Raw genomic sequence first — 20,226 nt, forward strand, 5'->3', positions numbered from 1 at the left:
GAAATAAGGAGCGTTGTATTATGCAACCGAAAGAAATTTTAGGAGCTTTTAAAGAGGGAAAATTATCTTTAGAAGAAGCAACAAACAAATTAAATGGCTTTTGCGAATTAGACTTTGCAAAAATTGATACGCAGCGTAAAGAAAGAACTGGGTATCCAGAAGTCGTTTATGGGGAAGGAAAAACAATTGAGCAACTCATCAAAATTATCAATAGCTTAAGAAAAGAAAACAATACAATCCTAGTTACTCGCGTTTCACAACAAAAAGCCCAACCTTTAGAGTCGAACTTTCCTCATGGAACCTACTATGAACTTGCACGTTGTTTCGTTATCAACCAAATGGAGACTACAACAAAAAACTATATTGCGATAGTTACTGCTGGAACGTCAGACATGTCCGTTGCTGAAGAAGCAGCAATCACTGCAGAAACTTTCGGGAATCAAATAAAACGTATCTATGATGTAGGCGTTTCTGGCATTCATCGTTTGTTCGCTCACCTAGATGAGATTCAACAGGCTTCGGTGGTTATTGTGATTGCAGGCATGGAAGGCGCACTGGTATCCGTGCTAGGCGGACTAGTTAGCGTGCCAGTGATTGCCGTCCCTACTAGCATAGGCTACGGCAGCAATTTCCAAGGACTGACTGCTCTTTTAGGAATGCTAAATAGTTGTTCCTCTGGCGTTAGTGTAGTCAACATAGATAACGGGTTTGGTGCCGCTTATAATGCAAGTATGATTAATCAAATAAAGGAGTCTTCACTATGAAAAGCTTATTTTTAGAACCATTTTCTGGTCTTAGTGGTGATATGTTAAATGGATTGTTGCTTGACTTAGGCGGGGATTTAAGCAAACTGTTAATCGAATTAAAAAAACTTCCCATCGATGGGTTCACCATTCAAGCCCAACGAATTGCTAAAAGTTGTATTTACGGAACAGATTTCGATGTTCTCCTACAACATGGAAAAAAGGATTACGGTATAAAACACAGTCTCTCTCCTCACCACGAAAATGAACATCATGAAACGAAAGAACATGCACATCATCATAGCCATTCTAGAAATTTAAAAGATATTTATACATTAATTGAAAAAAGCGACTTGTCCAATTTTGTAAAAAAACATAGTAAAAATGTTTTCTATGACATTGCAAAAGCTGAAGCTGCTGTTCATCAACAAACAATTGACACTATTCATTTTCATGAAGTTGGAGCAGTTGATTCAATTGTTGACATCGTTGGCTTTTTTATCTTATGGGAACAGTTAGAGATTGAACAAGTCTATTCAACGCCAATTACAGATGGAAGTGGCACTATCACAATTGCCCATGGAGTCATGCCAATACCAGTTCCTGCGGTGATGGAATTACGTAAAGAAACGAATTTAATCATTCAACAAGACTTTGAGATAAAAACTGAACTTGTCACACCGACTGGCTTAGCTATTTTTAAAGAACTTAGTCCTCTATTTGTCGCACCAGAACAACGATTAGTTGAAAAAATAGGTTACGGATTTGGCAAACGGGAAACAGGCAAGTTCAATGCCCTCAGAGGATCAATCTTTACTGAAACACATAGTAAAAAAAAGAGGACAGAACACCATGACCAAGTCTTAAAAATTGAAACAAATATAGACAATCAAACACCTGAACAGTTAGGTTACGTAATGGATCTATTATTGGAACATGGTGCTCTAGATGTTTTTTTCACGCCCATTCATATGAAAAAAAACCGAAGTGCCATTCTATTAACGGTTTTAACAACAACAGAGGAAAAAGAATATTTTACAGAACTACTCTTTAAACATACTTCTACAATTGGTGTGCGTTTTCAAACAATGGAACGTAGTGTGATGGACCGTTCTTTCAAAATCTTGGAAACACCTTTTGGTAAGGTCCATATTAAAAAAAATCATTATCATGGCCTATTGAAAGAGTCTATTGAATACCAAGATTGTGAACGAATTGCTAAACAATATAATTTTACAATCGAGGAAGTCTATCGGCTCGTCCAAACATTAAATAACAAAACTATTGATTAAAGGAGCTTTATCTTATGTTTCATCATATCTTATCAGAATTTATGGGAACTGCATTAATGATCGTATTTGGGGTAGGTGTTCACTGCGACGATGTCCTAAAACGAACAAAATACGCTGGTTCTGGTCACATGTTTGCAATCACTACTTGGGCTTTTGGAATCTCTGTTGTTCTGTTCGTCTTTGGCGGAGTCTGTATTAATCCAGCAATGGCCCTCGCTCAAGCTATTTTAGGAATGATTCCATGGTCTTACTTCATTCCCTATGTCATCGCTGAAATGTTAGGCGGCATTTGTGGCGCCGTCATTGTTTATATTATGTATGCTGATCATTTCAAGCTATCCGCCGATAGTGTCGATCCAATCGCTATTCGTAATATTTTTTCTACAAATCCGAACCAACGAAATTTACCAAGAAACTATTTTGTTGAAACTTTTGCAACATTCATTTTTTTAACATCTATTTTAGCGATTGCACATTCCTACGAAACACAACTACCCATTGCTGTTGGCTTGCTTGTTTGGGCAATCGGCATGGGGCTAGGTGGTACTACAGGATTTGCAATGAATCAAGCACGTGATTTAGGCCCTCGTATCGCCTATCAACTTTTACCAATCAAAAATAAAACCAATAATGATTGGCAATATGGGTTGATTGTTCCCGGAACTGCACCGTTTTTAGGAGCCATTTTTGCAACACTTTTCGTAAAATTTTTCCTAAAATTCTAATAAACCACTAAATTTCTAAAACAAAAAAATATATAAAATAGAAGCTAGTCTCTAAATTTCTTCTATTTTATATATTTTTATTTTAATCACAAGATTTTTTCTGTATCTTAGAGAACAATAATTCAATTTATCAGCTTTTCCAGTAGTCTAATTAATTTTTAGATAGGAAAGACATCTTGGACTATTTTATTATTGATCATACTAATACATCTAGCCATAGCTTATCGTGTAAGCGGAAGTTAAAATCATAATTAGTCTTGTAGCAAACTTTTGTATTACTTTAAAAATCCAAAAAGTATTTTTTTAAAGTATCGTTTCTAAATCTAGCAGATCTTGCCTAACTAGTAAAATAGAATTGGAATAGTAAAAGCATTGGAAACTAATCAGAAAATCTAAATAGCCATAATGAGCTTCTTAGTTTTTATGCACGTAACTCCTTAGCGATTTCAGGGTTTACAGGAAATTTCGGCATTTGACCATTAAAATAATCAATAATGCTGTTTGCAGCCTCTATACCTAATGATTCAATTGCCTCTATAGTAGTTCCAGCAATATGACAAGTCAATAAACTATTTTTTGCTGTAAGTAGTGGATTGTTTTTTTCAGGAGGTTCTGGCAAAAAAACATCTACTGCTGCTCCTGCAATAAGCTCTTCGTTAAGTGCATCAGCTAAATCTTGTTCATTAATAATGCCACCACGACCTGCATTAATAATAAATGTACTTTTTTTCATGTTTTGAAGTTCTTTTTTTGTTATCATATTCTTAGTTTGGCTAGTAAGAGGCATATTGATTGAAATAAAGTCTGCTGTTTTATAAATTTCTGTTAAATTAGGAATTAACGGTACTGGCGATTTTGTAAGATATGGATCATATGCAACAACTTGGACACCCATCTTTTCTGCTAAGCTAGCTAAAATAATTCCGACTTTGCCAAGACCAAGTATAGCTAGCTTCTTTCCTCGAATTTCACTCTCATTCAAATCATATCGACTGGCCAATGCTGGTAGGGATGACCCTTTCACTGATAGACGCCCTTCCGTAAATAAATGATTAGATTTATATAACTTTCTACTTAAGGTCAGCATTGAAGCCACAACATATTCAGCCACAGAATACGCATTTGCCCCGTCAACATTTGTTACTAAAATACCTTTTTTTGTTGCTTCTACAACATCAATATTATCTATACCTGTGCCATGTCGTGCAATAATTTGTAACTTTTTTCCGCTATCCATTATCTTTTTAGTTATAGGAGTAGCTCGGACTAATACCGCATCTACGTCTCTAACTTCTTTTTCCATGACCTCTTCATCAGTTGAAGGAGAAATTTTAACTAAAAATCCTGCATCTTTTAAAAGCTTAATTGCTTTTTCACTTATTTTTTCACTTAATAATAATTTTAACATACATGCCTCCATAGAACTTTTTATATACATATAAGCCAGTTTGCTCTAACAGCTAGAGTCCTTTTTGGTGATTGTTCAGTAAGTTAATCCTGGATTGAAAACACCTAATAAAACGCCAACGAGAGAAATAACAACTAAAATAAGCATGGTCCAAATAGCGGAAACATGTTTTTTCGACATCAACCACCAACAAAACAAGGTAACAAGTATCGTTAATAATCCTGGATAAATACTGTCAATTTTATCTTGCAGTTTAAGGAAAACTTTTCCGTCAGCACCTATTAATTTAAGAGAAGTAGTTACATTTACCCAAGATGCAAGGACCCCACCGACAACCATACTACCGATAACTCCGATAGCAACTCTAACGGCGGCTCCTTCTTTTCCAACTAAGAAACTTACTGCTTTATCGCCAAAATGATAGCCTCTAAAATACAAAAAGCGTTGGCCAAAATAGGAAATTAACGTCCAAACAATAATATAAAATATGGCACCAATTGGCGAACCGCCCGTAGACATTCCTAAGGAAATTCCTAACAAGATAGGAATTAAGGTACCATCAACTAATGAATCACCAATCCCTGCAATTGGCCCCATTAATCCTGCCCTCATATCATTAATGGTTTCTCCATCAATTTCATTCTTACTTGCTCTAGCCTCTTCCATACTAGCAGTCACACCAACAATGACCGTTCCAAGCATTGGATTTGTGTTAAAAAAAGCTGTATATGCTTGAATGGCTTTCACTTGGTCTTCATGTTTCGGATAAAGTTTTTTGATAATAGGAAGCATTGAAGAAAGATAGCCGAACGTTTGCATATGCTGTTGTGAAAAACAAGTTAACGCTCCCCAAAACCATAAATGAAAAGAATGCTTTAACGTTTTTTGGTCTAATTTATTGGCTTTCAACTCTTCCATCTCATATGTCCTCCTCTTCGTCATCATTCGTCAGACTTCCTGTTGAATCAACCAGTTTAGTATTGTTTTTAATTAAAGCAATTTTATAAAAAATTACAGCAAAAAGAAGCGCAATAATCGTTATTGAGACTAAATTAAGTTTTAATGAAGCAGCTAATGTGAACCCTACAAAAAAAGGGACAAAATCAATGTTCTTATTAACAATTTGACGTAACAAAATTGCAATTCCCACACACGGAAGCATGCCACCTACAGTAAAAAGCGTTTTCATTGCAAGACCATCCATAGGTAATGCATCTCTCATTGCTGTAACAGCCGTAGCCCCAAAATAGGTTAAAATCACGGTTGGCAAAAAGGAAAAAAGTAGATGAGAAATCCACGGCCAACCAAAATTAATGGCATATAAATGATCAAGCTTGCCTTTTTTTATATCTTTCCAACCAAACGATTGCCAAACTAAATTTAACGCGGCAACAGAATAAAATAATACCGTTCCGATCGTTCCAACTAATGTGCCGACCGATTTAGCCAGGTCGGCTGCAGAGCCGCCAAGTGGATCTAACCCTTTGGTCGAAATCGCCACCATCGCCAAAGGAATCCCGATATATGAAATTGCCCGCACGTCAGCAGACACTGTTCCTCCAGGTGTGACTAAAGCAATGTAAACTAATTGCATCGCTACGCCACAAGCGATTCCTAATTTTAAATCTCCTAAAATAATGCCACAAACTAATCCGCCGACTAAAGGACGCCCAATCGTATAATTTCCCACCGCTTGTCCAGCCATACAAGAATTTGAACACAGACAAGCAAATAGGCCTAAAATAGCCGCTTGTATCCAGTTGATTGTCATAATACTACTCTCCTCTTTTCAAAACTTCTAGAATCAGTAACCAAATTTAGCTTTAAAATGCGCCCAAGAACCAATTCGTTGATCAGGTAACAAGGCAAAATCCACTTTGTAACCAGCCTTTTCAATTTCTTCAAAAGCCGCTGCTTCTTCTGCTGTAAAGGATTGGTTATCCCCAATTTAATTGTCCCTTCGCGATCATTCCCTGGTCCAACATTAATCATTTTTACTTCACTTGGAACAAAATGCCAATCTACCAAAATTTTTTTCATATCCAAAGGGCTCTTTGTAATCAAAAAGTATTTTGACTTAGACGCTAATACTTTATCCTTTACATCAAAAAAATGCGCCATTGTCCAAATAAAGGTTTTTTTATCTTGTGCAGCTGCTTTATATGCTTCCTTTAAAATAGGGTTACTTGCTGCTTTGTCATTCACAGCTATAATGCCATCACAAGGCATTTCTTTAGTCCAACGTAAAGTAATTAAGCCATGAATCATTCGATCATCGATTCGAACAAAAGAAATTGACATGTTCATCTTCTCCTTTAGATATCCTCTTCAGTTACATCGTCTTCAGTTATAGTTAACTCTCTAATGCCATGACAAGCATCTGCTACTATCATTTTTTTTAAGTCAGATAATTCACTAGTTTCTTTCAATAGAAGCGCATTTAAAGCCATTGGAAAATTCACTCCTCCAACAATCAGAGAATTTTCTAGCATTTTTTGCTTATCTAATACTTTACAAATAGTAGCAAGTGGACTCCCGCCTACAATATCAGCCAAAACGATTAGCCTCGTTTCCTGCGGTAATTTTTCAACCTCATAAAGAAACCGTTTACTAAAATTATCGGTAGATTCACCAGGTTGTAAGCCAAACACTCTGACTGTCTCTATCTCATCGCTAGCAAACATCCCTAATGAATTTTTTAAACCTCTAGCAAAATCGCCATGACTGACCAGAACTAAATAAGTCATTTCCTCTCTCCTTTCTTAACATTTCCACTTCAAAATTTTTTAAATCACCTCTTTTTAAGAGTCCATAATACAACTTTTATAAAATGAAAATACTTGCTTCGTTCGACTCACACTCCTTTGATAGCATGAATGTTTAACAACAGTACCTTTCTAAAATTAAAGTCATTCACTAAAAAAGTTCTAATGAATTTGGCTGTTGTAGCTTGATGACAAGGAACAATGACTTTCTTTATCCATAAAAACATTTAGTTGATTACGCTTAAAAAAATAAATAATATAGCAATTTCCCAAAAAAGTTTCTTTTGAATTGATTCATTTTTTCAACTATTAGGTTAGCAAAGTCCCAACACACATTCCACCCACAATAGGTGTACATAGTTGTACATTATTCGGAGTTAATCAACTCATTTAACCTATGGTAAAATAACTATATATCACTCCAATTTTCTAATTATATAGGTCATTCCAGGTCATCCTCTTTTAGATATAACAAAATGAACTTATATCGAATCTATGGTTTTATGCTCTTAATAAATTAAAAAGTAAAGTAGGGATATTTATATGTCAGCAAAAGAAAAAACGATGAAATATGGATTGGTAGGCCTCTTTTTAGGGATATTGTTATTAGCTCATCTAGATTTATTAGCTGAAAATCTTAGTTATCTTCTCTTAGGACTATTACTTTTACTTGTTGCATATCTAATCTTGGTAAAAAAATTTTATTTTTTCTCAAACTTGATTCCTAAAAATACTACTGATATACATCTAAGTAAAAAATATGGCATGGCTTCTGGCATCGGCAGTTTAGTTATCGGGATTATTTTAATAATTCTGGGACTATTTTTATAGAAAAATAATTACTAAAATAAAACAAGCAGCGAAACCATAAAAAGTACACGAGTTCTTTTCTCGTGTACTTTTTATGGTTACCTGTATAGCCTTCAATTTGTTCCTTTGTTACTTCTTTTTCTTGATAATGCTCTTTACAGTGCTACGTTAAAACAGCAATAAAAATTAATGAAGGGGAATTCAACTCAAATACCAATGATTATTATTTAAGACCGCTTTTCTCAAATAACCCTCATTGATTACGTACTAATCGTGATAGACTCCTCGTTGCCATTTATCTAAAAATTCATCGAAAAAGTGCGCATCTTGTTGTTCTGGATGTTGTTTTTCAACTTGATTAATTTTTTCAATTAGTTGTTCGTTGTCTTCTGTTGGATGATAGTGTGCTTCAATAAAAGCAGCAGCGATATCACAGATCAAGAATTCTCCTGTTATTTTCCCACCGAAACCAATAACATTTGCGTTCAATTCCTCTTTCGCATACAACGCTGTAGTCATATCGCGAACTAAAGCAGAACGGATACCCGGCACTTTGTTAACCGCATTGTTAATTCCAACACCTGTTCCGCAAATACATATACCCAAATCAGCCTGATTGCTCATTACGGCTTCTCCCACTTTTTTTCCGAAAATAGGATAGTGAGTTCGAGTAAAATCATACGTGCCTACATCTAAAATTTCATATCCCTTTGCTTTCAAAAAATCAGAAACTGCTATTTTGGTATCCGTCACAATATGATCACAACCAATGGCAATTTTCATAAAAACGCTTCCTTTCTATTATTTGTTAAGCCATTTTATTTAACATATCTACACGTATTTGATGACGCCCGCCTGCATAATGACCTGTTAAGAATTCTTTTATTATGTTTTTGGCTAGTTCCGTTCCAACAATTTTTGCGCCCACCGTGATCATCCGAGCATTGTTGTGTTCTCGCGCCATATATGCAGAACGCTCATCTGACAACTCGGCGACAATCATTCCTTTAATTTTAGCAGCAGTCATAAAACTACCTGCCCCATAACCATCAAAAACGATTCCTAAACTTTCAGTATCCTTTAAAACTTCATGAGCAACAGCAAGCGTTGCTTCTATAAAGTCTTCCGAAGCACTTTCACTTTTATCGATTACCTCAACTTTTTCTTGCAATAAGTATTGTTTCATTTCTGCTTTTAATTTTATTCCATCTAAATCTGAACCAAGTATGACACGCATTTTGTTTTCCTCCTTACCTCGTGTATCTACTATTAAAATTCTGTCCCTTTCTTTAAACTCAAATCCCCTTCTCGAAAACATAATAAAACAATATCGAACTTTATTCAACATTTATTTTCTTTTTTGTTTATTATTGTTTAATATTGTGTTGACATCTTTTTGAAAGCGTTTTATATTATACTTGTAAATAAATAATAATATATTAAAGAAACGAGGGGTTCTATGGTTATTAAAACATCGATTTTTTCATTAGATACTACCTATATTTCAAACAAAAAAACACAAGAAGAAGTTTTTGAAGAAGTTTATTTAGACTTGTTAAAAAAGAAATTAGTTACACCTGATTTTCTAACTAATTTATTGGAACGAGAACATAACTATCCGACTGGTTTAAGTTTAACACCGATTGATCCTGAACTACCGAATATCGCCATTCCGCATACCGAAAGTACCTTTGTACGGACGACAAGAATTATCCCGATTAAATTGAATCAACCCTTATCATTTCATAACATGATTATCCCAAATGAAACGCTCTCTGTTTCCTTTCTTTTCATGATTTTAAATGAAAACGGTATTGAACAAACGGGTCTTTTAGCAACTATCATGGATTTTATTAACACGACAGACCGTTCATCACTATTGGCTTTTTTTCAATGTGAAGATAAAGAAGAAGTTTATCATTTTTTACAAAAAAATTTTAAAGGAGAGATTTAACATGATCAAAATTTTAGCTGCATGTGGGGCTGGGGTAAACTCTAGCCATCAAATCAAATCTGCATTAGAAACAGAATTATCTAAAAGAGGCTACCAAGTTTCTTGCGATGCCGTAATGATTAAAGATATTAATCAAGAGATGCTATCCCATTATGATATTTTCGCCCAAATCGCCAAAACAGATTTGGGTTTCCCAATCACGATTCCTGTAGTTGATGCAGGCGCAATTCTTTATCGAATTCCAGCAATGGCTGAACCTGTTTATCAACAAATGGAAAGTATCATTCACTCTTTAAACAAATGATTTCCTTTTCAGACTAATTACTTACGCTTCACTGTCAACAATAACAAAACTAAGATAAAAATTTTGTTATCTTAGCTTATGAAGGAGAAAATAAATGAATACGATTATTGACCTAGCAAATACAATTTTTAAACCTTTAATTGATTTAGGTGCTGCTCCTTTAATGACTATTGTTTTAACACTGATTGCCCTTTGTTTTAAGGTAAAACCCACTCGCGCATTAGAAGGTGGTCTTAAACTAGGAATTGCTTTAACTGGTATCAGTGCTATTATAGGAATTTTAACTACTGCTTTCTCAGATGCAATGGCCTCTTTCGTAGAACGTACAGGAATTTCTTTAAATATTACTGATGTTGGTTGGGCACCTTTAGCCACCATCACTTGGGGATCTCCTTACACGCTTTACTTTCTTTTAATTATGGTGATTGTCAATGTCATTATGTTAATTCTAAATAAAACAAACACATTAGATGTGGATATTTTCGACATTTGGCATCTATCGATTGTTGGTTTATTTGCTATTTTTTGTGGCGCAAACTTAATAATTGCAACAATCTTAGTTATTTTCATAGGTGTTTTAAAAATTATCAATTCTGACTTAATGAAACCAACGTTTAACGATTTACTTAACGCCCCAGATACCAATCCTATGACTACCACGCATATGAACTATATGATGAACCCAATCATTATGGTTTTTGATAAAATTTTTGATAAGCTTTTCCCTTGGTTAGATAAATACGATTTTGACGCTGCCAAATTGAATAGTAAAATTGGCTTTTGGGGATCAAAATTTGCCATCGGAATTTACTTAGGGATTTTTGTGGGTCTTTTAGCTGGCCAAACACCCACGCAAATTTTTTCTCTATCCTTTACGGCTGCAGTCTGTTTGGAACTATTCTCTTTAATTGGAACTTGGTTTATCGCTGCAGTTGAGCCTTTATCACAAGGTATCACTGATTTTGCTTCGAATAAATTAAAAGGGCGTACACTTAATATTGGTTTAGATTGGCCTTTCTTAGCTGGTCGTGCTGAAATCTGGGCAGCAGCTAACGTATTGGCTCCAATTATGCTATTAGAAGCCATTGTCCTACCTGGCAACAAACTTTTACCACTTGGCGGAATTATTGCAATGGGTGTAACCCCTGCTCTACTAGTAGTAACAAGAGGTAAACTCATCCGAATGATTATCATTGGAGCAATCGAATTACCTTTGTTCTTATGGTCTGGTACCCTAATTGCACCGTTCGTTACCGAAACCGCAAAAAAAGTTGGCGCTTTCCCAGCGGGTCTAAATAATAATACTTTAATTTCACATACTACCATGGAAGGGCCAATGGAAAAATTCTTAGGATACTTAGTCGGCAATGCATCACAAGGTCAACTCGAATTTATTTTATACGCATGTCTGGCGCTAGTCGCCTATCTACTGATTTTCATTTGGTATGCAAAACAAATGAAGAAGCGAAATATTATTTATGCTCAAAAAGCTCAATAAGGGAAACTAAAAAGAAGAGGTGCATCTGCACCTCTTCTTTTTAGTAAATCACCCTGACAACTTTTTCCAATACTTTAGATGTGTCAAATTTATCTTTATTTGTAACTACCGCTGTCACTTCTTCTAATTGATAAAAAGAATAAAAATCCTGTTTCTCTACTTTAGAAGTATCCATTAACAAATATTTTTCTATTGAGTTATCTAATGCAATTGCTTGTGTTTGTCCTTCTTCAATAGTCGCTGTCATAATTTTATTATCTTTTAACGCATTGCAACTAAAAAATGCTTTATGAAAATGCATTTCTTCTAATGCTTTATTAGCGATTTCACCAAAAAAAGATTTAGTTAAAAGTCGCATTTCTCCACCAATTAAATAAATGGTTAACGCATTCTTTTTTTTACTTAACGTTTCAAACACAGGCAAACAGTTTGTTACTACTCTTAAATGTTTAAATTCCATTGCCTCGGCTAAAAGTTCAATAGTTGTTCCTGGTCCTAGAAAGATAGTTTCTTCTTCGTGAATTAAACTTAATGCTTTTTGGACAATTTCTTTTTTTTCAACACTATTAATAATTTGTTTATCAGCATGAGACAGTTCATGTGGACGATATGTATTTAAACTGCTAGCTCCTCCATGTACTCGTTTTAAACGCCCCGCTGCTTCTAATTCTGTCAAATCTCTACGAACAGTCATATCTGAAACATTTAATCGTTCCATAATTTCAGTAACTTTGATTGCCCCTTTTTGATCTACTAGAGAGACTATCGCATTTAATCTTTCTTCTTTTAGCATTTTCATCGCTCCATTGTTAGTATATCTTTTATTCTACGATAAAATACTTACTATGAATACTAAAACATTTCTCCATTTATTTTAACATGAACGACGATTTGTAAAAAATTGACGATTTAGCCTATCTTTATATAAACAGATATCACTTCAACGATTGATTTAGATCTATTTGAGCCTAGTCAAACAGAGATCTAGCATAAAAATTTTCCAGAAAAACATCCCCTACCCTGAGCACCTCTATCAAAAAAAATAGCACATAGGCCAAGGCAGGTTACTTATAAAAAGGTAAGCAACCCGCCTTTGCCTATGTTTAAGTAAACGATGTATTTCCCCTATTACTGATTCAAAGTCCTTAAAACTTTATAATCACTGTTTTGCACGAGTAAAACGCTACTTGGGTTATCTGGATAAGCAGCATTGCCATCAAATGATACAACAACAGTATTCGTACCAACTTTCGTGAATTGTGTGTATGAGCCCCCAGCACCGCCCACGTTGGCAAAATGTAATGTCATAGTATCGCCTTTTGTTTCTACCTCGCGCCAATTTGCCCGCTGATAGTTATGCCAGTCAATTTGAGTTGAAATTTCGTTTGTCGTGTTTTTATACATTCCTTCGTAAAAATCAATCGCTTCCTCTTTTGAAGACCACGGATTGACTGAAATATTTGGGATTTGTTCTTTAGTAATTGACGGGGCACCTACAATTTTTTCAAAGCCAGCCCTCAACTCTGCATTATCTGTTGCTCCAAAATATAGATAGTCATAAGGATTTCCTTGATTTTGCATCGTCACTAAAACTAAGGGCTGATTGTTAACGATGGTGAATAAATACAAGCGCTTTTGCATTTCTGGTTGCGTTTCTGCATCAGAGTAAACAGCAACTAACGCATATCCATCCTTCACTTGTCCATTTTCAGACCATTCTAAATAAATGGGATGCTGACCAATCGCTGGTTGCATAGTAACATTTCCCACTAGACCATCAGGCGCTTGGACGCCATTAAAATTGATTGAATTTCCTAGTGTATATTCTTTATACGTTTGGTTCATCCGTTGCCCCCAATCAGCCATAAATTGTTGTAGCTGTGCCTTTTTTTGCGCAGACCACAACTGATTTTCAGTTTTAGTAGAAGCAGAAGAATTACTTTGAGTCGTACTAGATTTTGACTCCGTGCTCATTTGACTTGCTTGGCTGTTGTTAACGGTAGCAGGTGCTTTCATTTCTGATGTTGCTGTCGGCTTGCTTGATTTGCTTGCAGTGCTATCACCACTTTTATTGGAAGAACATCCTGATAAAATACTCAATAAAAGACCTATCAAGATTATTTTTTTCATTGGTAATCCCTTCTTTCTGACAAGAATACTGTACTACTTTTCCCCTTTTCTCACCAGTAAAACTCGACTAAAAACGGCTATGTTTATTTGTTATTTAATTGTTAATTTAAGTTGATTGTAAGCATCCCATAACCAAGGATGCACAACTTTAATATCGTGTTTCAAAATATAATCAATATAGAAATATACGGCATTTTCTAAAGAACAATTTAAAGCTTGTAATAAACCATCTAAGTATGGTGGCTTCCCTTCTTGATCCCACTTTATTTTATCAGCGACAAACAAAACTAAATCTATGTCCGAATAGTTTTTCTTCAATGTTGTATGGCATTCAATCGCTGATAAAATTTCATTGTCTTCAATACCAAAATCCATTTTCGCAATAGACTTAGAAATTTTTTGATGAATTATCATTGGAAAGGCCATTTCTGCTTCGTTTAATTCAATCCCATATTTTTGTGCGACATTAATTCTCTGATTATTTGGATAAATCGCAGAGATATCGTGTAAATATCCTGCAATACTTACTTTTTCTGGACTAGTTAAATATTTTTCACCGAGTTGATAGGCATACTCTCCAACTTCCATACAATGATAATACGTCTTCTCACAGTTTTTACTCACTAAATATTGTTTAATTTCATTTTTCAACACCTGTTGATAATCCATTTCCACAGCCCTTTCTCATTCCGATTACTCTTCTAGATAAATAAATTATACTCCTTTCATCCTCTAGCAACCTTTTATTTTTTATTAAATAAACAACTAACTAAATTGAAAAAATTGAAACTTTTTGGTCCTCAAATTCGTCTATAACTAATAGGACGTTCAATTTTGTATAACGTGGAGGTGTATTTTTTAACTTTTTCATTAACCAAAGAGGAGTGAAAGTATGCGACATAAGAAAAGAAAATTCAAAATAAACGGGTATGTATTATTTAGTGCGTTAATCCTCATTGTTCTTGTTTTCATTCAAACGTTCCTATTAACTCAACCCAAGATAACAAGTAAAAAGGATGATACTACGCAGACATCGACTAAAAATTCAACTGCAAAAAAAGATTCCCCGACCAAGTTAGAAAAGGAATCAACATACATGACTATTTCATCAAAAAAATATGCTTATTCAGCAGACAAAATCAGAAAATATATAACTGGAGAAGAACCTTACAAAGGTGAAAAATTAGTATTCTTAACCTTTGATGATGGCGTTAATAATCAAATAACCCCACAAGTCCTAGATACATTAAAAAAGTATAACGTCCACGCAACTTTTTTTCTTGTAGGAAATACCCTAACTTCCGAAAATCAACACATAGTGAAACGCGAAGTCGCAGAAGGGCATTCAATAGGCTTTCATAGTTCAACTCATGATTATGCAACGTTATATCCAAACGGGATTGTCAACACTGAAGAAATACAAGCGGAAATAGCGGACATGGAGAACTCTCTAAAAAAAATACTGGGCGAAACATTTCAAACAACTCTCTGGCGATACCCAGGAGGTCATATGTCATGGGGAGGTACAGAAAAATCTGATGAATTATTCAAACAACTTGGCATCCATTGGATTGACTGGAATGCGATGGTTGGGGATGCGGAGCCGTTAGACAGACAGCCTACTACAGTCGCAGAAATGCTCGCTTTCCATCAACATTCACTTGAGGTTTATCCGGATTATAATATTAGAGTAGTCTTAATGCATGATTCAGTAGATAAGGAATTAACAAAACAAGCATTGCCACAATTAATAGAGTTTTATCAAGCAAATGGTTATCAATTTGGTGTCTTATATTAGAGCAACTCGGAGCACTAAAGGAAGTATTTCTGGTCTTAGTCAATGTTGATTTTCTGCTTAATTACACACAAAAACACCCTCTTGCTCAGCAAGAGGGTGTTCGTTTGTCGAATAGTAAAGATTAACGACGGATTTCTTTGATACGAGCTGCTTTTCCGTGTAATGCGCGTAAGTAGTAAAGTTTTGCACGACGTACTTTACCGTAGCGAACCACTTCAATTTGAGCAACACGTGGTGTGTGTAATGGGAATGTACGTTCCACACCAACACCATTTGAAACTTTACGTACTGTGTAAGTTTCGCTGATTCCAGCACCACGGCGTTTAATTACAACACCTTCGAATAACTGGATACGTTCACGAGTACCTTCGACTACTTTCGCATGAACGCGAACAGTGTCACCAGGGCGGAACGCAGGAATATCCGTACGTAATTGTTCTTGTGTTAATTCTTGAATTAATGGATTCATTTTATCCTTCTCCTTATTCCCAAATATTCTTATGGTCACTTCTGCCACAGCGGAATATTGTAATAGTTAGAGCGCATTGCACTCACCAAATTAGTTTACCACAGACAAAATAAGCTGTAAAGAGAATTTTCTTGAAAGTTCCCTTATTTTTGCTCTTCTTGTTTAATTTCCTCTAATAACTTCAACATTTCAGGCGTCATTTCTACTGATTCCAACATGTCAGGTCGACGCAAAAAGGTCCGTCGTAATGATTCTTTTAGTTGCCATTCTGCAATTAATTTATGGTTACCATTCGTTAGCACGGCAGGGACTTCCATATCGTTGAAAATAGCAGGTCTGGTATATTGTGGATGCTCTAATAGGCCAGTGGAATGTGAATCCGTTTGTGCAGAAAGATTGTTACCTAAGACATCAGGTAATAAACGGACTGTCGCATCAATCATGACCATTGCGCCTAATTCGCCCCCTGTTAAAACGTAATCCCCCAATGAAACTTCATCTGTGACCATCGTGCGAATTCGCTCATCATAGCCTTCATAATGTCCACAAATAAAAACTAAATGTTCTTCTTGTGAAAATTCCTCGGCCATTTTTTGATTAAACGGTTTTCCTGCTGGATCTAATAAGATGACCCGTTTTGGTTGCTGGTTTGTCTCTTCTTCAATTGCTTTTAGGTTATCATAAATCGGTTGTACTTTTAAAAGCATCCCCGCGCCACCGCCATACGGATAATCATCGACCGTTTGGTGTTTGTTATCTGAAAAATCGCGAAAATTAGAGACATTCAATTCTAATAACTGCTTTTCCCGAGCTTTCCCAATAATTGATTCCCCCATTGGTCCTTCAAACATTCTAGGAAAAAGAGTTAATACATCAATTCTCATCGTCAATCAATCCTTCTGGAATGTCCACATCAATCCGTTGATTTTCGACATCGACTTTTGTAACAACGCCTTCAATATACGGTAAAAGCAAATCTTTTTTCTTTGGTCGTTGGACGACCCACACATCATTCGCACCAGGAGATAAAATTTCTTTAATTTTTCCCAGTTCACTACCGGTTTCATCATAAACAGTGGCACCAATGATTTGGTGATAATAAAATTCGTCCTCTGCCAATTCAGCGAGATTGTCTTTTGCAACTTTTAAAATACCGTCACGATATTTTTCAACATCATTGATATTTGGATGTCCTTCAAAGCTTAAAATGTCAAAATTCTTATGCTTGCGGTGGGACTTCACGACCAATTCAATTGGTGCTTTTTTCTCTTGAAATAGCAGTAACGTTGCCCCTTTTTGATAACGTTCTTCTGGAAAATCCGTTTTCGAAATGACCCGAACTTCTCCTTTGATTCCTTGTGTGTTCACAATTTTTCCTACATTTAAATAATCTGTCACGTGAAAGCCTCTCTTCCTTGTATTTCATCTTTCCTATTCTACCATTTCTTACGCGCAAATTCTATGAAAAAACAAAGGCCAACTTTTCCAGTCAGCCTTTGTTTTTATTAATTCGTTAAACCAGTTAATGTGCCATAAATTAAAAATAAATTCAATAACGTCAAGGCAATTGCAATAATCCAAGCTAAAAATTTCACCCACGCTGGATTCGCAAATTGGCCCATTAATTTTTTATCACTTGTATACATCGTTAAAGGAATAATCGACACTGGCAAAGCAATACTTAAGAAAACTTGCGTATAAAGTAACAAGTCTTCAACAGCCGTTTCGCTACCGCCATAAATAATGACACAGATAATGACTGGCACAATTGCTAACAAACGAGTTAACACTCGTCTTGCCCACAACGGCATTTTTAAATGGATAAAGCCTTCCATTACAATTTGTCCTGACAGCGTACCTGTAATCGTTGAATTTTGACCCGAAGCCAGTAAAGCAATTGCAAAAAGAATACTTAACACTGGGCTAGCAATATTACCAACAATATCTGGATTTTTCAGAGCATCAAATAAATCAACGAATTTACCTAATTCACTGTTGGTTCCATAAAATAATGCTCCCCCTAGGATTAGCAACAAACAATTTACGACGAAAGCAACAGTTAATTGAATATTTGAATCCCAAGTAGTGAAACGAATTGCTTTGGCTTTCTCAGCATCATCGTTACGATCAAATTTCCGAGCTTGCGCAATGGAAGAATGCAAATATAAGTTATGAGGCATGACTGTCGCTCCAACGATTCCCAAGGCTAAAAATAACATGGATTTATCTGTCGCTATTTTTGTGTCTGGAATAAAACCTCGTAATACTTCACCAACATTTGGATCTGCTAATGCCACTTCATAAGCAAAAACAAAAAAGATGACTGCAATTAAACAAGAAACAATTGCTTCGATTTTGCGAAAGCCTAACTTTGTCAGTAGCAAAAGTAATAAAACATCAAACGTTGTTATCAACACACCAATTAATAATGGAAAACCAAATAATAATTGCAAAGCAACGGCACCACCAATTACCTCAGCGATATCTGTAGCCATTATGGCTAACTCCGTCACCACCCACAAGGCAACGCCCGTTCGTTTACTTGTATGCTCTCTAGTCGCTTGGGCTAAATCCATTCCTGTCACGATTCCTAAGCGCGCAGCCATACTTTGTAGTAACATGGCAACTAAACTAGAAAGCAAAATCACACTAAGTAACGTGTACTTATATTCCGCTCCGCCAGCAATTGACGTAATCCAATTTCCTGGATCCATATAACCAACAGCCACTAAAGCGCCAGGTCCGCTATAGGCTAACAAAGTTCGCCAAAAGCTTGCGTTTTTAGGTACCTCGACGGTATTATTTATCTCTTCTAAACTAGGCCCATTTGCATAATTAAGCATTTTTTCCGTTTTCTTTTCTTTCATCCAACATCCCTCAATCTATCTTGTTCACACATTTCACTTTTAGGTATACCTAAAACTAGTTAACATAATTATAGTCTTCTTATTCTTCGTTGTAAACTGTTACATTCTAATTTTTTTAAGCACTTTCGCTATAAATCGTTTGGTTTTTACCAAAAAATCCCTTACACTTATTTTATCATAGATCGGAGGTTATGAGGATGAAGTTAGATATGGTCGGTATTATCGTCAACGATATGACACAAGCACTCTCTTTTTACCAAACGCTAGGTTTTAACGTGCTGGGAGAAGCTTCGCCCGATTACACAGAATTACAAAACAATGGCGTCAGGATTTCTTTAAATTCACTACAAATGATTACTGGCGTCTATGGGTTTGCGCCTAGTCAGCAAGGCGATAAAATCGAACTTGCTTTTCTTTGTGAAACGGCCGCAGAAGTTGATAGCACCGTGAAAAAAATGAGCCAAGCTGGTTACATTGTTTTTAAAGAACCTTGGAATGCACCTTGGGGCCAACGATACGCAATCATTAAAGACGTAGATGCAAATTTAATTTCACTCTTTGCCCCTCTATAATATTACTAAAAGATGTGCCACTTTCGTTTCTTCAACTCTCTTTCGAAAGATCAGTGCAGAATGGGTCTTAAGTAGGATGTCTTTTCTGTCTCTTTTTTTGTATAATAAACTTATCAAATGATGCGTATCTTACAACTTTGTTCGTTTGCAGAAAGAACAAACGATGTTTTTTATTGATAAAAAGTTATATACTAAAAGTACGATGAGTATAACTAAAGGAGATGAGAAATGTGAGTGTTACCCTATCTAGAAAAATTGTTAATATTATTTCCATTTTGGGCATTGTTGCAACCATAATTGCAACCATCTATTTTATCCGATTAGGTGTCTTCAAGGACATCAATGCACTAAGAGGACTAGTAGGGCAATCTGTCATTCTCGGTCCGATTATTTTCATGTTAATTCAGATTATTCAAGTGGTTATTCCGATTATTCCTGGTGGTGTTAGCTGTGCTGCAGGGGTCTTGATTTTCGGGCCAACAATGGGCTTCGTCTATAATTACGTTGGTATTGCACTTGGCTCTATTATCATTTTCTTATTAGGTCGTAATTATGGGAAACCATTCATTATGAGCCTTGTCAGTGATAAAACATATAACAAGTATATCGGTTGGTTAGACAATGAAAAACGTTTTGAACGATTGTTTGCTTTAGCAATTTTCTTCCCGATTGCACCGGATGATGCGCTTTGTTTAATGGCCGGTTTAACAAAAATGTCTGTGAAAAAATTTACTCTGATTATTTTACTAGCAAAACCTGCTTCTATCTATTTATATAGTCTTGCGTTAATTTATGGCGGTACATTTTTAACTAGCTTACTGGGAATGTAAAATAAATAAAAAAGCGAACGGACTAAATCAAAACTCTGCCTGTGTCAGTTTGATTTAGTCC

General features: G+C 35.5%; 23 protein-coding genes and 1 pseudogene. 10 read left to right on the forward strand and 14 right to left on the reverse strand.

Going from position 1 to position 20,226, the window contains the following annotated elements; all coding sequences use genetic code 11:
* The first annotated feature begins 20 nt into the window (after window positions 1–20).
* The 3 genes from larB to larD are packed head-to-tail and all read left to right on the forward strand — an operon-like array spanning window position 21 to window position 2,760.
* On the forward strand, window positions 21–764 hold the full coding sequence (gene larB / locus IGJ52_RS07980) for a nickel pincer cofactor biosynthesis protein LarB (protein ID WP_002379543.1): 744 nt from the start codon (window positions 21–23) through the stop codon (window positions 762–764).
* Window positions 761–2,035 carry a nickel pincer cofactor biosynthesis protein LarC gene (gene larC, locus IGJ52_RS07985; protein WP_438792015.1) on the forward strand — a complete coding sequence of 425 codons (1,275 nt, stop codon included), beginning with the start codon at window positions 761–763 and terminating at the stop codon, window positions 2,033–2,035. The genes larB and larC overlap by 4 nt, the downstream gene beginning before the upstream one ends.
* Before the next feature lie 14 nt (window positions 2,036–2,049).
* On the forward strand, window positions 2,050–2,760 hold the full coding sequence (larD, locus tag IGJ52_RS07990) for a D/L-lactic acid transporter LarD (protein WP_002357197.1): 711 nt from the start codon (window positions 2,050–2,052) through the stop codon (window positions 2,758–2,760).
* 421 nt (window positions 2,761–3,181) lie between these two features.
* Here the strand turns inward: larD and IGJ52_RS07995 are convergent, their stop codons facing one another.
* The 5 genes and pseudogenes from IGJ52_RS07995 to IGJ52_RS08015 all read right to left on the reverse strand — a co-directional run bounded on the left by IGJ52_RS07995 (window position 3,182) and on the right by IGJ52_RS08015 (window position 6,915).
* Window positions 3,182–4,168: a hydroxyacid dehydrogenase gene (locus tag IGJ52_RS07995; RefSeq protein ID WP_438792016.1), complete on the reverse strand. Its 987-nt coding sequence runs from the start codon at window positions 4,166–4,168 to the stop codon at window positions 3,182–3,184.
* A 75-nt stretch (window positions 4,169–4,243) separates the two neighbouring features.
* Window positions 4,244–5,113 (reverse strand): PTS system mannose/fructose/sorbose family transporter subunit IID, encoded by an 870-nt coding sequence (locus IGJ52_RS08000; protein WP_002382434.1) that lies wholly within the window; start codon window positions 5,111–5,113, stop codon window positions 4,244–4,246.
* Window positions 5,088–5,939, reverse strand: a complete 852-nt coding sequence (locus tag IGJ52_RS08005; protein ID WP_002357194.1) for a PTS mannose/fructose/sorbose/N-acetylgalactosamine transporter subunit IIC — start codon at window positions 5,937–5,939, stop codon at window positions 5,088–5,090. The genes IGJ52_RS08000 and IGJ52_RS08005 overlap by 26 nt, the downstream gene beginning before the upstream one ends.
* A 33-nt stretch (window positions 5,940–5,972) precedes the next feature.
* Window positions 5,973–6,469 (reverse strand): annotated as a pseudogene (locus tag IGJ52_RS08010) (PTS system mannose/fructose/N-acetylgalactosamine-transporter subunit IIB).
* Window positions 6,470–6,483: 14 nt separating this feature from the next.
* Window positions 6,484–6,915 carry a PTS sugar transporter subunit IIA gene (locus IGJ52_RS08015; protein WP_002419913.1) on the reverse strand — a complete coding sequence of 144 codons (432 nt, stop codon included), beginning with the start codon at window positions 6,913–6,915 and terminating at the stop codon, window positions 6,484–6,486.
* Window positions 6,916–7,476: 561 nt separating this feature from the next.
* Between IGJ52_RS08015 and IGJ52_RS08020 the strand changes: the two genes are divergently transcribed.
* Window positions 7,477–7,764, forward strand: a complete 288-nt coding sequence (locus tag IGJ52_RS08020) for a hypothetical protein (protein WP_002371945.1) — start codon at window positions 7,477–7,479, stop codon at window positions 7,762–7,764.
* A 246-nt stretch (window positions 7,765–8,010) separates the two neighbouring features.
* Here the strand turns inward: IGJ52_RS08020 and lacB are convergent, their stop codons facing one another.
* Together lacB and lacA are read right to left on the reverse strand one after the other, a co-directional pair.
* Window positions 8,011–8,526 carry a galactose-6-phosphate isomerase subunit LacB gene (lacB, locus tag IGJ52_RS08025; RefSeq protein ID WP_002374591.1) on the reverse strand — a complete coding sequence of 172 codons (516 nt, stop codon included), beginning with the start codon at window positions 8,524–8,526 and terminating at the stop codon, window positions 8,011–8,013.
* A 25-nt stretch (window positions 8,527–8,551) separates the two neighbouring features.
* Window positions 8,552–8,980 (reverse strand): galactose-6-phosphate isomerase subunit LacA, encoded by a 429-nt coding sequence (lacA, locus tag IGJ52_RS08030; protein WP_002357188.1) that lies wholly within the window; start codon window positions 8,978–8,980, stop codon window positions 8,552–8,554.
* 222 nt (window positions 8,981–9,202) lie between these two features.
* Between lacA and IGJ52_RS08035 the strand changes: the two genes are divergently transcribed.
* The 3 genes from IGJ52_RS08035 to IGJ52_RS08045 all read left to right on the forward strand — a co-directional run bounded on the left by IGJ52_RS08035 (window position 9,203) and on the right by IGJ52_RS08045 (window position 11,499).
* Complete coding sequence (locus IGJ52_RS08035) at window positions 9,203–9,697, forward strand: PTS sugar transporter subunit IIA (protein WP_033601031.1); 495 nt, start codon at window positions 9,203–9,205, stop codon at window positions 9,695–9,697.
* Window position 9,698: 1 nt separating this feature from the next.
* Entirely contained in the window at window positions 9,699–10,001 is a 303-nt protein-coding gene (locus tag IGJ52_RS08040) for a PTS fructose transporter subunit IIB (protein ID WP_002357185.1), read from the forward strand.
* Between the two features lie 94 nt (window positions 10,002–10,095).
* Window positions 10,096–11,499, forward strand: a complete 1,404-nt coding sequence (locus IGJ52_RS08045; RefSeq protein ID WP_002357183.1) for a PTS galactitol transporter subunit IIC — start codon at window positions 10,096–10,098, stop codon at window positions 11,497–11,499.
* 40 nt (window positions 11,500–11,539) lie between these two features.
* Here IGJ52_RS08045 and IGJ52_RS08050 read toward each other — a convergent pair whose 3' ends face one another.
* The 3 genes from IGJ52_RS08050 to yqeK form a co-directional block, all read right to left on the reverse strand.
* A complete protein-coding gene (locus IGJ52_RS08050; protein WP_002374588.1) occupies window positions 11,540–12,292 on the reverse strand; it encodes a DeoR/GlpR family DNA-binding transcription regulator in 753 nt (250 codons plus the stop codon).
* A gap of 335 nt (window positions 12,293–12,627) precedes the next feature.
* Entirely contained in the window at window positions 12,628–13,629 is a 1,002-nt protein-coding gene (locus IGJ52_RS08055) for a DUF4767 domain-containing protein (RefSeq protein ID WP_438792017.1), read from the reverse strand.
* Window positions 13,630–13,719: 90 nt separating this feature from the next.
* Window positions 13,720–14,298 (reverse strand): bis(5'-nucleosyl)-tetraphosphatase (symmetrical) YqeK, encoded by a 579-nt coding sequence (gene yqeK, locus IGJ52_RS08060; RefSeq protein ID WP_438792018.1) that lies wholly within the window; start codon window positions 14,296–14,298, stop codon window positions 13,720–13,722.
* Between the two features lie 223 nt (window positions 14,299–14,521).
* Between yqeK and IGJ52_RS08065 the strand changes: the two genes are divergently transcribed.
* Entirely contained in the window at window positions 14,522–15,427 is a 906-nt protein-coding gene (locus IGJ52_RS08065) for a polysaccharide deacetylase family protein (protein WP_438792019.1), read from the forward strand.
* Between the two features lie 121 nt (window positions 15,428–15,548).
* Here the strand turns inward: IGJ52_RS08065 and rplS are convergent, their stop codons facing one another.
* The 4 genes from rplS to IGJ52_RS08085 form a co-directional block, all read right to left on the reverse strand.
* Window positions 15,549–15,896, reverse strand: coding sequence for a 50S ribosomal protein L19 (rplS, locus tag IGJ52_RS08070; RefSeq protein ID WP_002357176.1), 348 nt, complete (start codon window positions 15,894–15,896; stop codon window positions 15,549–15,551).
* A 143-nt stretch (window positions 15,897–16,039) separates the two neighbouring features.
* Complete coding sequence (trmD, locus tag IGJ52_RS08075) at window positions 16,040–16,780, reverse strand: tRNA (guanosine(37)-N1)-methyltransferase TrmD (RefSeq protein ID WP_002381776.1); 741 nt, start codon at window positions 16,778–16,780, stop codon at window positions 16,040–16,042.
* Window positions 16,770–17,294 (reverse strand): ribosome maturation factor RimM, encoded by a 525-nt coding sequence (gene rimM, locus IGJ52_RS08080; RefSeq protein ID WP_002360070.1) that lies wholly within the window; start codon window positions 17,292–17,294, stop codon window positions 16,770–16,772. Before rimM ends, trmD begins: the two co-directional genes overlap by 11 nt.
* A 107-nt stretch (window positions 17,295–17,401) precedes the next feature.
* Window positions 17,402–18,763, reverse strand: coding sequence for an Nramp family divalent metal transporter (locus IGJ52_RS08085; protein ID WP_002360069.1), 1,362 nt, complete (start codon window positions 18,761–18,763; stop codon window positions 17,402–17,404).
* Window positions 18,764–18,960: 197 nt separating this feature from the next.
* On the opposite strand from IGJ52_RS08085, the gene IGJ52_RS08090 reads away from it, so the two are divergent.
* Window positions 18,961–19,335 carry a VOC family protein gene (locus IGJ52_RS08090; RefSeq protein ID WP_002419919.1) on the forward strand — a complete coding sequence of 125 codons (375 nt, stop codon included), beginning with the start codon at window positions 18,961–18,963 and terminating at the stop codon, window positions 19,333–19,335.
* A 221-nt stretch (window positions 19,336–19,556) separates the two neighbouring features.
* Entirely contained in the window at window positions 19,557–20,165 is a 609-nt protein-coding gene (locus tag IGJ52_RS08095) for a TVP38/TMEM64 family protein (protein WP_002383106.1), read from the forward strand.
* Window positions 20,166–20,226: the final 61 nt, after the last annotated feature.

Origin of the sequence: Enterococcus sp. DIV1758 (genome assembly GCF_051711985.1) — a bacterium.
Lineage (GTDB): Bacteria > Bacillota > Bacilli > Lactobacillales > Enterococcaceae > Enterococcus > Enterococcus faecalis.

Coding starts and splice junctions, on each gene's coding strand:
- IGJ52_RS08000 (WP_002382434.1), bottom strand. CDS start 5,113: ATGATGACGAAGAGGAGGACATATGAGATGGAAGAGTTGAAAGCCAAT.
- IGJ52_RS08050 (WP_002374588.1), bottom strand. CDS start 12,292: ATGCTAAAAGAAGAAAGATTAAATGCGATAGTCTCTCTAGTAGATCAA.
- lacB (WP_002374591.1), bottom strand. CDS start 8,526: ATGAAAATTGCCATTGGTTGTGATCATATTGTGACGGATACCAAAATA.
- IGJ52_RS08035 (WP_033601031.1), top strand. CDS start 9,203: ATGGTTATTAAAACATCGATTTTTTCATTAGATACTACCTATATTTCA.
- IGJ52_RS07995 (WP_438792016.1), bottom strand. CDS start 4,168: ATGTTAAAATTATTATTAAGTGAAAAAATAAGTGAAAAAGCAATTAAG.
- yqeK (WP_438792018.1), bottom strand. CDS start 14,298: ATGGATTATCAACAGGTGTTGAAAAATGAAATTAAACAATATTTAGTG.
- IGJ52_RS08065 (WP_438792019.1), top strand. CDS start 14,522: ATGCGACATAAGAAAAGAAAATTCAAAATAAACGGGTATGTATTATTT.
- IGJ52_RS08095 (WP_002383106.1), top strand. CDS start 19,557: ATGAGAAATGTGAGTGTTACCCTATCTAGAAAAATTGTTAATATTATT.
- IGJ52_RS08090 (WP_002419919.1), top strand. CDS start 18,961: ATGAAGTTAGATATGGTCGGTATTATCGTCAACGATATGACACAAGCA.
- IGJ52_RS08015 (WP_002419913.1), bottom strand. CDS start 6,915: ATGACTTATTTAGTTCTGGTCAGTCATGGCGATTTTGCTAGAGGTTTA.
- larC (WP_438792015.1), top strand. CDS start 761: ATGAAAAGCTTATTTTTAGAACCATTTTCTGGTCTTAGTGGTGATATG.
- IGJ52_RS08005 (WP_002357194.1), bottom strand. CDS start 5,939: ATGACAATCAACTGGATACAAGCGGCTATTTTAGGCCTATTTGCTTGT.
- larB (WP_002379543.1), top strand. CDS start 21: ATGCAACCGAAAGAAATTTTAGGAGCTTTTAAAGAGGGAAAATTATCT.
- rplS (WP_002357176.1), bottom strand. CDS start 15,896: ATGAATCCATTAATTCAAGAATTAACACAAGAACAATTACGTACGGAT.
- IGJ52_RS08085 (WP_002360069.1), bottom strand. CDS start 18,763: ATGAAAGAAAAGAAAACGGAAAAAATGCTTAATTATGCAAATGGGCCT.
- trmD (WP_002381776.1), bottom strand. CDS start 16,780: ATGAGAATTGATGTATTAACTCTTTTTCCTAGAATGTTTGAAGGACCA.
- IGJ52_RS08040 (WP_002357185.1), top strand. CDS start 9,699: ATGATCAAAATTTTAGCTGCATGTGGGGCTGGGGTAAACTCTAGCCAT.
- IGJ52_RS08020 (WP_002371945.1), top strand. CDS start 7,477: ATGTCAGCAAAAGAAAAAACGATGAAATATGGATTGGTAGGCCTCTTT.
- IGJ52_RS08045 (WP_002357183.1), top strand. CDS start 10,096: ATGAATACGATTATTGACCTAGCAAATACAATTTTTAAACCTTTAATT.
- lacA (WP_002357188.1), bottom strand. CDS start 8,980: ATGCGTGTCATACTTGGTTCAGATTTAGATGGAATAAAATTAAAAGCA.
- IGJ52_RS08055 (WP_438792017.1), bottom strand. CDS start 13,629: ATGAAAAAAATAATCTTGATAGGTCTTTTATTGAGTATTTTATCAGGA.
- larD (WP_002357197.1), top strand. CDS start 2,050: ATGTTTCATCATATCTTATCAGAATTTATGGGAACTGCATTAATGATC.